Origin of the sequence: Demequina sp. NBRC 110057, assembly GCF_002090175.1 — a bacterium.
Classification (GTDB): domain Bacteria; phylum Actinomycetota; class Actinomycetes; order Actinomycetales; family Demequinaceae; genus Demequina.
In genome coordinates this window covers 167541-181855 of record NZ_BBRN01000004.1, presented here as the reverse complement: position 1 = coordinate 181855, position 14315 = coordinate 167541, and the positions used below count along the sequence as shown (strand labels likewise).

At 70.0% G+C, this 14315-nt stretch carries 14 protein-coding genes; 8 read left to right on the top strand and 6 right to left on the bottom strand.

Annotation, left to right across the window (positions count from 1 at the left end):
* Positions 1-22 precede the first annotated feature (22 nt).
* The 3 genes from B7K26_RS05705 to B7K26_RS05695 all read right to left on the bottom strand — a co-directional run bounded on the left by B7K26_RS05705 (position 23) and on the right by B7K26_RS05695 (position 2266).
* A complete protein-coding gene (locus B7K26_RS05705; RefSeq protein WP_084077874.1) occupies positions 23-601 on the bottom strand; it encodes a hypothetical protein in 579 nt (192 codons plus the stop codon).
* A gap of 288 nt (positions 602-889) precedes the next feature.
* The gene (locus B7K26_RS05700; RefSeq protein WP_084077873.1) at positions 890-1471 is read right to left on the bottom strand and encodes a DoxX family protein; all 582 of its coding nucleotides are present in this window, start codon (positions 1469-1471) and stop codon (positions 890-892) included.
* Between the two features lie 183 nt (positions 1472-1654).
* Positions 1655-2266 carry a TetR/AcrR family transcriptional regulator gene (locus B7K26_RS05695; protein WP_234998715.1) on the bottom strand — a complete coding sequence of 204 codons (612 nt, stop codon included), beginning with the start codon at positions 2264-2266 and terminating at the stop codon, positions 1655-1657.
* A 73-nt stretch (positions 2267-2339) separates the two neighbouring features.
* Between B7K26_RS05695 and B7K26_RS05690 the strand changes: the two genes are divergently transcribed.
* The gene (locus B7K26_RS05690; RefSeq protein ID WP_234998714.1) at positions 2340-4589 is read left to right on the top strand and encodes a glycoside hydrolase family 3 N-terminal domain-containing protein; all 2250 of its coding nucleotides are present in this window, start codon (positions 2340-2342) and stop codon (positions 4587-4589) included.
* A 6-nt stretch (positions 4590-4595) separates the two neighbouring features.
* Positions 4596-5819 carry an MFS transporter gene (locus B7K26_RS05685; protein WP_084077871.1) on the top strand — a complete coding sequence of 408 codons (1224 nt, stop codon included), beginning with the start codon at positions 4596-4598 and terminating at the stop codon, positions 5817-5819.
* 156 nt (positions 5820-5975) lie between these two features.
* Here B7K26_RS05685 and B7K26_RS05680 read toward each other — a convergent pair whose 3' ends face one another.
* Positions 5976-6620, bottom strand: a complete 645-nt coding sequence (locus B7K26_RS05680) for an MBL fold metallo-hydrolase (protein WP_084077869.1) — start codon at positions 6618-6620, stop codon at positions 5976-5978.
* 310 nt (positions 6621-6930) lie between these two features.
* Between B7K26_RS05680 and B7K26_RS05675 the strand changes: the two genes are divergently transcribed.
* The 6 genes from B7K26_RS05675 to B7K26_RS05650 all read left to right on the top strand — a co-directional run bounded on the left by B7K26_RS05675 (position 6931) and on the right by B7K26_RS05650 (position 11056).
* On the top strand, positions 6931-8118 hold the full coding sequence (locus tag B7K26_RS05675) for a CE1758 family FMN-dependent luciferase-like monooxygenase (RefSeq protein WP_084077867.1): 1188 nt from the start codon (positions 6931-6933) through the stop codon (positions 8116-8118).
* Positions 8119-8125: 7 nt separating this feature from the next.
* On the top strand, positions 8126-8596 hold the full coding sequence (locus B7K26_RS05670; RefSeq protein WP_234998713.1) for a MarR family winged helix-turn-helix transcriptional regulator: 471 nt from the start codon (positions 8126-8128) through the stop codon (positions 8594-8596).
* Positions 8593-9276: a CE1759 family FMN reductase gene (locus B7K26_RS05665; protein WP_084077865.1), complete on the top strand. Its 684-nt coding sequence runs from the start codon at positions 8593-8595 to the stop codon at positions 9274-9276. The genes B7K26_RS05670 and B7K26_RS05665 overlap by 4 nt, the downstream gene beginning before the upstream one ends.
* A gap of 117 nt (positions 9277-9393) precedes the next feature.
* On the top strand, positions 9394-9705 hold the full coding sequence (locus B7K26_RS05660; RefSeq protein WP_084077864.1) for a zf-TFIIB domain-containing protein: 312 nt from the start codon (positions 9394-9396) through the stop codon (positions 9703-9705).
* A gap of 101 nt (positions 9706-9806) precedes the next feature.
* The gene (locus B7K26_RS05655) at positions 9807-10112 is read left to right on the top strand and encodes a GNAT family N-acetyltransferase (RefSeq protein WP_084077862.1); all 306 of its coding nucleotides are present in this window, start codon (positions 9807-9809) and stop codon (positions 10110-10112) included.
* Positions 10109-11056, top strand: a complete 948-nt coding sequence (locus B7K26_RS05650; protein WP_084078572.1) for a pirin family protein — start codon at positions 10109-10111, stop codon at positions 11054-11056. The genes B7K26_RS05655 and B7K26_RS05650 overlap by 4 nt, the downstream gene beginning before the upstream one ends.
* Here the strand turns inward: B7K26_RS05650 and B7K26_RS05645 are convergent.
* On the bottom strand, positions 11053-12369 hold the full coding sequence (locus tag B7K26_RS05645) for an Ig-like domain-containing protein (RefSeq protein ID WP_159449620.1): 1317 nt from the start codon (positions 12367-12369) through the stop codon (positions 11053-11055). The genes B7K26_RS05650 and B7K26_RS05645 overlap by 4 nt on opposite strands.
* On the bottom strand, positions 12366-14309 hold the full coding sequence (locus B7K26_RS05640; RefSeq protein WP_084077860.1) for a family 43 glycosylhydrolase: 1944 nt from the start codon (positions 14307-14309) through the stop codon (positions 12366-12368). Before B7K26_RS05640 ends, B7K26_RS05645 begins: the two co-directional genes overlap by 4 nt.
* Positions 14310-14315 lie beyond the last annotated feature (6 nt).

Below are 14315 nucleotides of genomic sequence, written 5' to 3'. Positions count from 1 at the left end.
CGTGTGCGGGTAATGCGAGGTCTTAGATCAGCCAGGGCTGCTTCTGGACGATGTCCAGGCGCCTCCACCAGCCACCGAGGCCCACGGCCTGGTAGCGCAGCTCGACCAGGACGATGCCGATGATCGCGACGATCATGATGATGTGGTCGTCGACGAAGGGGTTGGTGGTGTTGCCACCGGCGCCGGGCCAGGCGTGGGAGACCCACATCATGGCGAGCATCGCGACGCCCGACCACATGCCGATGCGGGTGCCGATGCCCAGGATCAGCGCGAGGCCGATGCCGCACAGGCCGATCATGAAGGCCCAGTCGGTCCAGGCGTAGCCACCGAGGGTGGCGAAGAAGTCAGCCAGCGGGCCGGACGAGGAGCCGAGGTAGCCCTCGGTGATGCGCGAGCCGGACAGCCAGGCGTTGTCGCACAGCACCTGCACCGAGCCGTCCTCGAGGCGGCAGGTCGAGAAGCCAAGGCCGAACAGCTTGTCGATGAAGGCCCAGAAGAAGTAGAAGCCGATCGTGATGCGGGTGATCGAGAGGAAAACCCAGCCGGTCTTGGAGCCGACGGGACCCTGCGGGGTGGTCACGTCGGTGCTTGCGGTCGCCATGATGGTGACTCCTTATGTCGGTATCTCTTGTGGAGGTTGCCAACGCGCCCCGGGGGCGGCGTCTTGCTTCCAACATAGGGGTTCTGACATCACTTGCGCGTGCATATTCCCAGGTTGATCCCACTTTTAAGGCGATTTCCATAACGGCAGCCGGGAGGCCAAATCTGGGACCTTGTTCTCACTTTTTTGGCCTTTTCGGGAATCCTGCAGAAAAGGACTTAAGGCCTAGAGACGCCGATGGCGGGACGGCCCGAGGGCCGCCCCGCCATGCACGGGTGAAAGGTGGAATCAGATCAGCCAGCGCTGCTTCTGGACCACGTCGAGGCTCCTCCACCAGGGGCCGAGGCCGACCGCCTGGTAGCGCAGCTCGACGAGGACGACGCCGATGATCGCGACGATCATGATGATGTGGTCGTCAACGAAGGGGTTGGTGGTGTTACCACCCTCGCCGGGCCAGGAGTGCGAGATCCACATCATGGCGAGCATGATGCAGCCGGACCACATGCCCACGCGCGTGCCGATGCCAAGCATGAGCGCGAGGCCGATGCCGCACAGGCCGAGCATGAACGGCCAGTCTGTCCACGCCTGCTCACCGAGGCTCGCGAAGAAGTCGGCGAACGGGCCGGAAGAGGAGCCGAGGTAGCCCTCGGTGATGCGCGCGCCGGACAGCCAGGCGCGGTCACACATGACCTCGACGGAGCCGTCCTCGGCGCGACAGGTGGAGAAGCCCAGGCCAAACAGCTTGTCAATGAAGGCCCAGAAGAAGTAGAAGCCGATCACGATGCGGGTGATCGACAGGAAGACCCAGCCGGTCTTGGAGCCGACCGGCCCCTCGACCTCGCTCGAGGTGGGAACGGGTGTGGTGGACATGGCGTGCTCTCCTTGCGACGTGACTGTTGCCGGCGTTGACAGGCGAGGCGTGCGTGGCGTCTCACTCACAAGGTAGCGCCGCCACCCCGACTTTGCACGATAAAAGCGCAGGTCTTTGCCAAGTTGTCACATGCGTCACATTTACGACACACGTGCAGGTCGGAACCCGCGGGGCGCCGCGGACTACAGGTCGGCGTCCACCAGGGCGGCGAAGTGCGCGCGCATAGCGTCGCCCATCGACAGGTCGGTCGAGCCCAGCAGCCACTGCACCTGGAGACCGTCCATGAGCGCGACCGTCTGCACGGCGGCAATGCCAGGCACGATGCCGTCGCGGAGCAGGCCGGTGGCCTTCACGTTCTCGAAGGCCAGGGTGACGCGCTCCACGAGGCGCTCGTAGCGCGCCACGAAGAAGTCGTGCGCGGGATGGTCGGCGGACGTGGCCTCGGCCGAGACGACGGCGAAGAGTTCGACCACTCCCCTGTTCCCCTCGTTGCGGTAGGCGGACTGCACGAGGTTGCGCAGGGCCACGAGCCCGTCTTCGCCACGCACCGGGTTCACCTCGCCATCCACCTGGTCGCGCCGCTCCAGGACGGCCATCAGCAGGGCCTCCTTGGCGGGGAAGTGATATAGCAGCCCCGGGTGCGACATTCCGGCGCGCTGGGCGATGTCCCTGAGGGAGCTGCCGCGGTAGCCGAACTCGGCGAAGTGATCGCGCGCGACGTCGAGGAGGTGGGACTTGGTAGCCCGCCCGCGTGCGTAGGTGCGGTCCTGACCAGCGGTCACATTGGTGTTCACGTGCCTCAACTTACCACACGGTAGAAATTAGGCTACTGTGGGCCGCATCGACCCTTATCGAAAGGATTCGCGCGTGACCACCGCCGCTTACCTCGACCCTTCGCTGCCGACCCCGGAGCGCGTCGCCGACCTCGTCGGCCGCATGACGCTGCCCGAGAAGGTGGGGCAGATGATGCAGATGCACACGTACGACGGAGTGCCGCACCTCATCGAGGACATGCACGTGGGGTCGATCCTCCACGCCTCCCCCGAGCGCCTGGCGCAGGCACACGAGCTGAACGCGCAGACCCGCCTGGGCATCCCGCTACTCATCGGCGAGGACTGCATCCATGGCCACTCGTTCTTCGAGGGCGCCGAGATCTATCCCACCCAGCTGGGCATGGCGGCATCGTTCGACGTCGACCTGCTCGAGCGCGTCGCCCGCGCGACAGCGGTGGAGGTCGCGGCGACCGGCATCCACTGGACGTTCTCCCCCGTCCTGTGCATCGCGCGCGACCTGCGCTGGGGCCGCGTGTCCGAGACGTTCGGTGAGGACCCCTACCTGTTGGGCGAGCTCGGCGCCGCGATGGTGCGCGGCTACCAGGGCGACGGGCTGGCCGACCCGACCGCGATCGTCGCCACGTCCAAGCACTTCGCCGGATACTCCGAGACGCAGGGCGGCCGCGACGCCTCCGAGGCGGACATCTCGCGCCGCAAGCTGCGCTCCTGGTACCTGCCCGCCTTCGAGCGCGTGGCCCGCGAGGGCTCGGCCACCTTCATGCTCGGCTACCAGGCCACCGACGGCGTACCCATCACCATCAACAAGTGGCTGCTGAACGACGTGCTGCGCGACGAGTGGGGCTACACCGGCACCCTCATTACCGACTGGGACAACGTCGGCAACCTGGTGCGCGAGCAGCGCCTGTTCCCCGACTATGCCCAGGCATCGGCCGCCGCCGTCAACGCCGGCAACGACATGATCATGACGACGCCCGCCTTCTTCCAGGGAGCGCAGGACGCCGTCGAGCAGGGCCTCCTGGACGAGGCGCGCATCGACGAGGCCGTCGCGCGCATCCTCACCCTGAAGTTCGACCTGGGCCTGTTCGAGGACGTGCGGCTCGCCGACCCCGAGCGTCAGCGCGAGGTCATCGCCTCCCCCGAGCACCGCGCCCTCAACCTCGAGGCGGCGCGCCGCTCCCTGGTGCTGCTCGAGAACGACGGCACCCTGCCGCTGCCCGCTGACCGGGCGCTGCGCCTCGCGGTCGTGGGCCCCAACGCCGACGACCCGCACACCACGCTCGGAGACTGGGCAGGCGCGTCGGGCCAGGCCGACTGGCTCATGCAGGGGCACCCGCGCGAGATGATCTCGACCGTGCTCGACGGCGTGCGCGCCGCCGCCCCCGAGGGCTCCGAGGTGACCTACGCCAAGGGCGCCGAAATCATCACCACCGGGCCCGACCCGAAGGGCGCTTTCTTCCCCGACGGCCAGCCGCGCCCCCACATCGCGTTCCCCGTCGAGCCCGACCAGGCGATGATCGACGAGGCAGTCGCGGCCTCCACGGGCGCCGATGCAGTCGTCGCCGTGCTGGGCGACCGCATCGAGCTGGTGGGCGAGGGAAAGTCGACCGCGACGCTCGAGCTGCTGGGCGGCCAGGTCGCGCTGCTCGACGCGCTCGTCGCGACCGGCACCCCCGTGATCCTGGTGGTGCTCGCCTCCAAGCCGCACGTGCTCCCCGCCTCGGCGGCCCAGGCATCGGCCATCATCTGGGCCGCCAACCCCGGCATGGCCGGTGGCCGCGCCGTGGGCGAACTGCTGATGGGCGCCATCGAGCCCAGCGGCCGCCTGCCGATCTCGTGGCCCCGCCACGTGGGCCAGCAGCCCACCTTCTACAACCAGATCGACGCCCAGCACGGGTACCGCTACGCCGACCTCACGCAGGAGCCGCAGTGGGTCTTCGGCGACGGCCTGTCCTTCTCGTCCGTCGAGTACGGCGACGTGGCGCTCGAGGCATCGACCGTGGGCCTGGCCGACACCTTGCGAGCGAGCGTGACGGTGACGAACACCGGCTCGCGTCCGGTGTTGGAGACCGTGCAGGGCTACGTGAGGGACAACGTGACCTCGGCCACGTGGGCCGACCGCGAGCTCAAGGCCGTGGCGCACGTTGCGCTGCAGCCGGGCGAGTCCGCCTCCGTGTCGCTCGAGGTCGCCGCGAGCGCCTGCAGCATCGTCAACGCCGCCGGCGAGCGCGTGGTCGAGCCCGGGGACTTCACCCTGCTGGTGGGCCCCACCTCGCGACTCGCGGACCTCACGCCCGCCCCGTTCGTCATCGTCGACAAGGAGTAACAGCCCGTGGCCACGTCCCCCACCTCCACGGTGGCGCCCTACCTTCGGCGCGCGCGCCTTGGCGTGTCGCTGATCTTCTTCACCAACGGCATCGTGCTGGGCGGGTTCGCGCCGCGCGTGCCGGAGATCCGCGCCAACCTGGGAATCTCGTACGGAACGCTGGGCGTGGCGATGGCCATGTGGTCCATCGGCGCGCTCGCGCTCGGCCTATTTGCGGCGGCGCTGATCCGCCGCTTCGGCTCGGCCAAGGTGGCCACCCTCACGATGCTGGTCTCGGCCGCCGCGATGCTCGCGGCGGGCGCGGCCCCCAACGTGTGGCTCTTTGGCGCGGCGCTGTTCCTGGTGGGCGTGACCGATGCGTGGGTCGACGTGGCGCAGAACGCACACGGGCTGCAGGTGCAGAAGCTTTACAAGAGGTCGATCCTCAACTCGTTCCACGCGCTGTGGTCGATCGGCGCCGTGACAGGAGGCCTCATCGGCGGCCTCTTCGCGGGGCTCGGGTACGCGGTCCCGGTGCAGTTCGTCGTGTCACTCGTCATCGTGGTGGCGGCGAACATCGTCGCCTACCCGATGCTGCTGAAGAAGGACGCGCCGACCTCGGACGAGGTCGACCACGCCGCGGGCGAGTCCGCCGTGCCGCAGCACACACCTTTGAGGAAGATCTCCGCGCGCACGTGGGGCGTGCTTCTCGCGCTCACCGTCATCGCGATCGCCGGAGGCTGGGCCGAGGACGCCGCCTCGACGTGGTCGGCGTCCTATATGCAGGACGAGCTGCTCGCCGGGGCCGGCCTCGCCGCCTTCGCGTTCATCGCGATGCAGGGCTGCCAGTTCGTCGGGCGCATCCTGGGCGACGGAATGGTGGACCGCTGGGGCCAGCGCGCCGTCGCAAGGGCCGGTGGCGCACTCGTCGCCGTCGGCATGGGCCTGGCGCTCGCCCTCCCCTCGCCGTGGGGCACCATCGTGGGATTCGGCGCGGCGGGCTTCGGCGTGGCCACCCTCATCCCCGGTGCCATGCACGCCGCCGACGAGCTGCCTGGCCTCCGTCCGGGGACGGGCCTCACGATCCTGTCGTGGCTGCTGCGCCTCGCCTTCCTGGCCTCGCCGCCGCTCGTGGGATGGATCGCCGACCAGACGTCGCTGCAGGTGGGCCTCAGCCTGGTGCCGCTCTTCGGCATCCTCGTGGTGCTGCTGGCGGGAGTGATGGCGCCGCGCAAGGCGCCGGCGGCCTAGGGACCGGCGGGCGGGGCCCCTCCCGCGCCCGGCACCCGCTCACCCCTGCCCTCCCGCGTCACGAAGCGACGGTTCCGCCGGGCGACACGCCGATCTGGTGGGTCGATGTCACGGCATGTCGCCTCAGACAACCGTCACTTCGTGACGCGCGGCCGCTCAGACCTCGGTCGACTCCCCCACCGCGAGCCGCTCGAAGTCAACCGGCGAGAGCATTCCCGAGCTGAGCCACCGCTCAGTGGCCGCCAGGCCCGCGTCGGACAGCATCGTGTCGTGAATCATCACGGCACGGCGCGGCTCGACGGCACGCACCTGCTCGACGGCATCGGCCAGCACCGCCCACGGCCCCGATACGCCCACGAGCAGCATGTCGACCTCCACGGCGGGCACAGCGTACGAGTCGCCGGGGTGGAACACGCGCCCGCCGATCATGAAAGCGAGGTGCTCGGGCAGCGAGATGTCGGGGTGGATCGAGGCGTGCGCCGCGGGAAACACCTCCACGTCGATGCCGCCGGCAACGACGACCTGGCCGGGCTCGGCCGCCATCACGCGCCCGGGATAGGCCTCGAGCCAGCCCGCCACCGCGTCGCGAGGGCCCCACACCCGCAGGTCGGGGTCGGCCGCGAGCGCGGCGCCGATCGCCTCCACATCCGCATGGTCCGGGTGGCCATGCGTGAGCAGGACCGCGGAGGTCCGCGCGAGGAGCTCCGGCGCATTCGGCGTGTACGTCCCCGGGTCCACCAGCAGGTGGCCGTGAGCGTCGTCGATCTCGATGGTGGCGTGGGTGTGCTTGGTGAGGATCACTCCGCCAGGCTACGACCGTGCGGCCCGCGTCTCGACGCGACGGTCCCGCGGGGCGACACGCCGGTACGGACGGCCGATGCGGCGGCGGGTCGCCGCCGAGAACCGTCACTTTCGTACGCCAGGGATAGCCCGGATCTCCCCATGAGGCACCCGCAGGTCCCAGAAGTGGGCGACATCTACCCCCTTGAATGGAACAGGGGCGCGCGAGGACGCGGGAGCCGGGAATGATCCGCACCCCCTGGCGTTATTAGATGCAAACGCATATATTAGGACCCAGGTCCTACGACACGCCTCGACCAAGGAGCACACCATGCAGTTCGGCATCATGTCCGTCTCGGACATCACCCGCGATCCCGTCAACGACTACACCCCCTCCGAGGCCGAGCGCATCCGCGACCTGGTGCGCATCGCCAAGAAGACCGAGGAGGTGGGCCTCGACGTCGTCGCCGTGGGCGAGCACCACAACCCGCCCTTCTTCTCCTCCTCCCCCACGACCCTGCTGAGCAGCATCGCCGCGCAGACCGAGACCCTGACGGTCACGACAAGCACCACGCTCATCACCACGAACGACCCGGTGCGTCTCGCCGAGGAGTACGCCATGCTGCAGCACCTCTCGGGCGGCCGCATGGACCTCATGCTGGGACGCGGCAACACCGCGCCGGTGTACCCGTGGTTTGGCCAGGACATCCGCCAGGGCCTTCCCCTCGCGCTCGAGGCGTACAACCTGCTGCACCGGCTGTGGCGCGAGGACGTCGTCGACTGGGAGGGCTCGTTCCGCACGCCGCTCCAGGGCTTCACGTCGACACCCCGCCCCCTCGACGACGTGGCGCCGTTTGTGTGGCACGGCTCGATCCGTACCCCCGAGATCGCCGAGCAGGCCGCCTACTACGGCAACGGCTTCTTCGCCAACCACATCTTCTGGCCCAAGGAGCACACCAAGCGCATGGTGCAGTTCTACCGCCAGCGCTTCGAGCACTACGGCCACGGCACCGCCAAGCAGGCGATCGTGGGCCTGGGCGGCCAGACCTTCATCGGCAAGACCAGCCAGGAGGCCAAGGACCGCTTCCGCCCCTACTTCGACAACGCTCCGGTGTACGGCCACGGCCCCTCGCTCGAGGACTTCTCCTCGATGACGCCGCTCGCCGTCGGCTCCGTTCAGGAGGTCATCGACAAGATCATGACCTTCCGCGAGTACGTGGGCGACTACCAGCGCCAGCTCTTCCTCATCGACCACGCCGGCCTCCCCACCGACATGGTGCTTGAGCAGCTGGACCTGCTGGGCGGCGAGGTGGTCCCGGTGCTGCGCAAGGAGCTCGAGTCCAGGCGCGACCCCGAGGTCGCGTCCAACCCGCCGAGCCACGCGGACCTCGTGCGCGCCAAGTACGGCGACGCCGAGCCGCGCCAGCCGCGCCCCAACGCCAACCGCGGCGACAACGTCACCGGAGCCTCGCCGTACCAGGACTCCGAGGGCGCCGAGGCCGTCTACCCCACCCTGTGAGGCGACCGTGACCACCACGCCAGCCACCGCATCGGGCACCCGCTCGAAGACCAGGCTCGCCAACGAGACCTGGGAGGCGACGATGCTCGCGCACGCCGTCCTCATGCGCCGGTTCTCGGAGCAGGACGTGTGGGCGGGGCTGTCCATGCGGGAGTACGACGTGCTCTACACGCTCGCCAAGGCCGACGCTCCCCTGCGGCTGCGTGACCTCGGCGAGGGTGTGTTGCTGAGCCAGCCCGCGCTCAGCCGCCTGGTGGACAGGTTGGTGCAGCGCGGCCTGGTGTTCCGTTGCGCCAACCCGGACGATGCCAGGGCCCACCAGCTCTCCCTTACCGAGGAGGGCGTGGCGCTCCAGCGCCAGGTGGGCCGCGCACACGGCGCCGCCGTGGCCGAGGCCGTCACCGCGACCCTCACGGAGGACGAGATGCGCCTCCTCGAATCCCTCTCCCTCAAACTTGCAGGCAAGGAGCAGTCATGACCGCCGACACGTTCCACCTGGTCGTCGTCTCCGCGGGGGCGTCCGACCCTTCCTCCACCAAGATGCTCGCCGACCGCGCCGCTCAGCGCGTCACGTCGCTTGCCCGCGAGCGCGGCCACGACGTCCGCGTCTCGGTCATCGAGATCCGCGAGCTGCTTCCCGAGCTGCCCCAGGCGCTGTCGAGTCAGTTCATGGGACCCAAGTTCCGCGCCGCGATCGACACCCTTGTCGACGCGGACGGCATCATCGCCGCGGCTCCGGTCTATAAGGCGGGCGCCTCGGCGGCCTTCACGGGCTTCCTGCAGGTGCTCGACAATGACCTGCTCATCGGCAAGCCCGTGATCCTCGCGGCCACCGCAGGCACTGCCCGTCACGCGCTCGTGGTGGACGAGGAAATGCGCTCGCTGTTCGCCTACCTGCGCACGCTGCCGGTCCCCACGGGCCTCTTCGCGGCCCCCGAGGACTTCTCCTCGACCGCCCTCACCGCGCGCATCTCGCGAGCGGCGCAGGAGCTGGTGCTGCTCATGGAGTCCGGCTTCGCTCGCGCCGTCCGCGGCGACACGTGGGGCGCCTACCAGCACGAATACGGCTCCGCGGGCGGTACGGAGCTGGGGATCGACCTGTCCAGCGACCTCATGCGGCTCGCCACGGGCGGCTCGCACAGGGCCGACCAGGGCTGACGGCCGGCCGATGCGGCGGCGGCGGGAGCAGTCGCCGCACCTCGCGCGTTAGCTCGGCACGGAGTGCCGCCGACGCGGCACCGCCGCCCGCCCGATCCCCGACGAAGGAGACCGAGAATGAAGTGCCCCGTGGACGACGCGACGCTCGTGATGAGCGACCGCCAAGGCGTCGAGATCGACTACTGCCCCCAGTGCCGCGGCGTGTGGCTTGACCGCGGCGAGCTCGACAAGATCATCGAGCGTTCCGCCCAGCACGAGGCGCCCGCGGCTCCCCAGCAGCGCGTCGCGGACGACCGTTCGCGTCGCTACGACGACTCGTACCGCGGGGACTCGCGCTACGACGAGCGCCGCTACGACAACGACCGCAACGCCTACGGCAAGCGCAAGAAGAAGGAGTCGTGGCTGGGAGACCTGCTCGACTTCGGGTGAACCCCACGCGGGGAAAGGTCACGGTTGTGCGACCTTTCCCCGCCCCGGGGCCGCTCGGCGGTAGTGTCCGAGTGGTCCCACCTACGTTGTAAGGAGCCCGCATGCCCGACGCCCAGGACCTCCAGGTGACCAGGGACGACATGTCTCACCGGTACGAGGTAAGCGTCGACGGCGAGACCGCCGGCTTCATCGACTACATCGAGGGCGACGGCACCCTCGCGATGACCCACACCGAAGTGTTCGAGGCGTTCCGTGGCACCGCTGCCGCCCGCACCCTCGCGGGCGAGGCCCTTGCCGACGTCGCCGACCGCGGCCTCGCGGTCATCCCCCTGTGCCCGTACATCGCCCGCTATCTCACCCGCAATGAGGTCGCCGGGCTCGAGGTGCTGTGGCCCGAGCGGTCATGAGCCGTCCGGGGCCGCGCCTCATTCCGCTGGAGGCGCGCGAGGTTCCCCTGGGCGGCCTGCGCGCCATGAGCGTGCAGCGCGTCCTTCCCTATCGCGACCTGCCCACCATCGGCGCGTGGTGCTTCGTGGACCGCTTCGGCCCGCAACGCGTCACGATGCGCGTGGACCCGCACCCGCACACGGGCCTCCAGACGGTCACGTGGCCCCTCACCGGTCGCATCCGCCACCGCGACACCCTCGGCGTGGACACCGTGCTCGACGTGGGCCAGCTCAACCTCATGACGTCGGGCGACGGCGTGGCGCACTCCGAGTATTCGTTGGGATCCGAGGATGAGCTCCTGGACGCCCTCCAACTGTGGGTGGCGCTACCTGACGCGTCGCGGAGGGGCGCCCCGGCCTTCGAGACTCACGCTGACCTTCCCTCCGTTTCCCTTCCGGCCTCCCAGGGGGACGATGCCGTCGTCACCGTGGTCATGGGCACGTTCGCTCACGTCACGTCGCCCGCGACCACTCACACTCCGCTGGTGGGAGCGCAGGTCGCGCTCACCGCCGGGACCATCGTCGATCTGCCGCTCGACCCCGCCTGGGAGCACGGCATCGTCCACGTCGACGGCGACGTGACCGTCGCGGATGGCGAGACGCCGCTGCCGGCTCGCGGGCTGCTCTACCTGGGCGACGGACGCGACGGCATCTCCGTCACCGCGGCGACCGATGCGACGGTCTTCTTCCTGGGAGGCGAGCCCTTCGCCGAGGACCTCGTGATGTGGTGGAACTTCATCGGGCGCACCCACGAGGACATCGCCACGGCGCGCGATGACTGGGAGGCGCACTCGGAGCGGTTCGGAGAGGTCGCCGGGCACGGCGACACCCGCATCCCCGCTCCCCCGCTTCCCGGGGTGCGCCTCACTCCGCGACGCCGTCGCGCCTGGGACGAGACGCCCTAATCGACCGTCAGCGTCGCGGTCACCTCGATCGCCGTCGCCGAGCGCGGAGTCTTGCCGTCCGCGTCCCAGTCGCGCGAGCCGTCGGCGGCGACCCAGTCGTTGAGGTTGGCCCCGAGGGTGCCGCTCAGGACTCCCGCCACGGCGTGCGAGCCTGCCACCGACAGATCCACTGCGGCCAGGTCCCACTCGACCTCGAAGGTCGCGACGGACCCGTCGTGCAGGGTCGCCTCGGCGGTCGCGGAAAGCGCCGCGAGCGCCTCCTCGGTACTCGCACCGACGGCGACCACGGCATCGGCGACACGGACGGAGACGGGAGCCGCGGCATCGGCCGCTCGCAGGGCGTCGTAGCGCTCACGGGTGAGCGGGATGACGCCGCCGTGCTTGGTGGCAAGGGCGAGGTCGAAGTCGCCGTCGCCGACGAGGGCCCACGGCTCGGGAAGGTCGAGGTCGGTCGCGACCAGGGGACGGTAGCCCACGTCGGGGATCACGTCCACCAGCAGGTACCAGCGGTCCTCGCCCCGGACCCGGAACATGGCGGGCCCCTCCACGAGGCCGGGGTCACCCCCGGCGTAGGCGGCGCCGATGTGGCGCTGCGTCTCGGTCCAGGCGGCACCGGGAAGCCACCAGCGGCGCGCGTCGGTGTGCTCCATGAAGAGCCCGCGGCCGGTGCCGTTGTCCTTCGTCACGCGGTAGGTGCGACCCCCGCGGCGGATCATGGTGGTATCGATCACGTCGCCGGGGGCATCGATGAGCACGCCGCCCGTCGTCCAGCCCTCCTGCGTGAAGTCGCGCGTCGCGCCCCACAGGATGCGCTGGCGGCCGTCCTCGCCGGACGAGGCCCAGTAGACGACGAACGCGCCGCCCGCCTCGTCGTATTCGTCGACCCAGAGCGCCTCGGGCGCCCACATCATCCCCATGTGCGGAAGCATGGGGTCGGGCGTCCCGTCGGGACCGCACGCGACGTCGATCCGTCGCTGCGGCTCCCAGTGAATGAGGTCGTCCGACTCCCACACGTTCATCGCGGTGGAGTAGTCGGTGGCCCACGCCTGCCAACCCGCGTCGTCGGCGCCGAATACCCTCAGGTCTGTGGCGATCAGGTAGTAGCGGCCGGTGTCGGGGCGCTGCAACAGGTACGGGTCGCGCACACCGGTGGTGCCCAGGTGCGAGGCGAGGATGGGCTCGCCGCCGTTGAGCCTGTCCCAGGCGGTGGGGTCGTCTCCGCGCGACAGCGAGAAGTGCACCTTCTCGCGGTAGCCGTGCGGGTCCTCCACGAAGTGGACCATGAGGTAGCCGTACGGCTCCGTGCCGCTCACGCCGCGTCCCCCGCGACCGTCACCGTCACGGCGACCTCGCGGTGCTCGGGCGCGAGCTCCTCCTCGGTCTCCATGTCCAGGCGCGGCAGGCCATCGGCCGTCCAGTGGACGCGGCGCACGAAGGTGTCCCGGCCGGTCAGCCCCAGGTGGTCCGTGCGCGCGTGGAACACGTAGAGGTCGTTGCCGTCCTCGTCTCGCGACCACATGCCGTGCCCGGTGCCCAGCTGGTACTCGCCGTTGTAGGGGCCGGACTTCTGGATGGGGGCGTTCAGTCGCGTCCACGACTGCGGGTCGGTGAGGTCGGCGCCCGAGGCCGCGGTCGCGAGGCCTGTCGTGTAGGTGTCGCCCACCGTCGACCCCGAATAGAGCATGAGGACGCGGCCGTCGCGCACGATGATGTTCGGCCCCTCGGCGATGGTGTTGTCCCACGCGTACTCGGGGGCGAGGATCCTCACGGGCTCGCCGGTGAGACGGTCGGGCCGGGCGGGGTCCATGGTGGCGATGAAGATAGAGCCGAGCATCTGCCAGGCGTAATAGTGGCGGCCAGCATCCTCGACGTAGGTCATGTCGAGCGAGATCCCTGCACGGTCGTTGAGCACCGAGCCGTCCGCGCGCGTGACGTGGCGAGCCGTGGTCCAGCTGTCCGGCTCGGTGGGGTCGAGGTGCTCGCCGTCGCCGTCGCGGCGCAGTTGGATGATGCTCGCGCGGCCGGTCCACATGTCGGTGCGGCCGTCCTCGCCGTCGTAGGAGGGCATGAACAGGATCGACAACTCGCCGCCGATGACGTGGATCTCGGGCGCCCAGAAGCAGCCCGTCATGGGACGGCCGTCGGCGTCGAGGTCGCCCGCGACGAGGATGTCGCGCTCGAGCGCCGCTCCCCCGTTGGCGTCGGCGAGGTCGGCGATGGTCGCCGCCATACGGATCGGCATGCCGATGGGCCCGCCGTCGTTCGCGATCGGGTCGAGGTTGAGGTCCTTGGTGGCGATCATGAGGAACACGTCGTGGCCGCGGTAGCGGAACGGGACGATGCTCGGGTCGGCACGCTCGTCGGCGAACGGCGTGGGATACACGGCCTGGCGGACGCGGCCGGTGACGCGATGCTCACCGGGGCGCGCGGTGTCGACGGCGCCGACCGAGGAGGCATCCCACGTCACGGCGAGCGATCCGGTGGAGCCGTCCGAGTAGTCGAGGTCCGCCCGCGCGGGGAGATCGGAGGCCGCGAGCGCGGCGCCCACCGGCACCGTGACGGGGCTCACCGCGGCGCCGGTATTGGTCACGGCACGGAAGCGCAGTCGCAGCGCCTCGGCGATCGCTGGCGGAATCTCGATGACGTTGCCGGAGCGGAAGGAGGGCACGGCGAGCGCGACGCCGTCCCCCGGCGCGATCTCGCCGCGGATGGGAGCGTCGCCTCGCCCGGCCTCGCCCACCGTCGCATCGGCCGCGAACGCGTCGAGCGTGGCGTGCCAGGCGACTCCCAGGTCGTCGCGCCAGCCCACGACGTACCCGTCGCCGGCGGCCGCGACGGCGGGAGCGTTGACGCCGTGCGTGACGCCGAGGTCGAGCAACCCGAGCTCGGTGTAGTCGATGAAGTCGTCGGTGCGCAGCAGCAGCACCGAGGAGGCCCGCGTGCCGTCGTCGCCGCCGCCGCGCGCGGTGCGGGTGGCGACGATGCCGTATCCGCCCTCGGTGAGGGCCAGCACGTGGGGGTCGCTCAGGCCGCGCAGGTCGGGGTCGAAGGTGCCGTCGGGGCCGGGCGTCTGCGCGACTGACGCGAAGCACACTCCGTAGTTGTCGAACAGCGGCACGCCGTCGAGCGCGAGGTGGAGGCTGAAGGCGATGTCGGCATTGTTGGCCTCGGCCTCGCTCGTGGGCACGCGGTCGTAGGCGAGCAGCGTCGCGCCGCCCTTCGCGCAGTCTTCTACATCGTTGTAATCAAGCACGGTGCG

Excerpts from the sequence above, each read along its gene's own strand:
- B7K26_RS05705 (WP_084077874.1), bottom strand. The coding sequence starts at position 601 with ATGGCGACCGCAAGCACCGACGTGACCACCCCGCAGGGTCCCGTCGGC.
- B7K26_RS05675 (WP_084077867.1), top strand. The coding sequence starts at position 6,931 with ATGCAGTTCGGCATCATGTCCGTCTCGGACATCACCCGCGATCCCGTC.
- B7K26_RS05660 (WP_084077864.1), top strand. The coding sequence starts at position 9,394 with ATGAAGTGCCCCGTGGACGACGCGACGCTCGTGATGAGCGACCGCCAA.
- B7K26_RS05665 (WP_084077865.1), top strand. The coding sequence starts at position 8,593 with ATGACCGCCGACACGTTCCACCTGGTCGTCGTCTCCGCGGGGGCGTCC.
- B7K26_RS05655 (WP_084077862.1), top strand. The coding sequence starts at position 9,807 with ATGCCCGACGCCCAGGACCTCCAGGTGACCAGGGACGACATGTCTCAC.
- B7K26_RS05700 (WP_084077873.1), bottom strand. The coding sequence starts at position 1,471 with ATGTCCACCACACCCGTTCCCACCTCGAGCGAGGTCGAGGGGCCGGTC.
- B7K26_RS05650 (WP_084078572.1), top strand. The coding sequence starts at position 10,109 with ATGAGCCGTCCGGGGCCGCGCCTCATTCCGCTGGAGGCGCGCGAGGTT.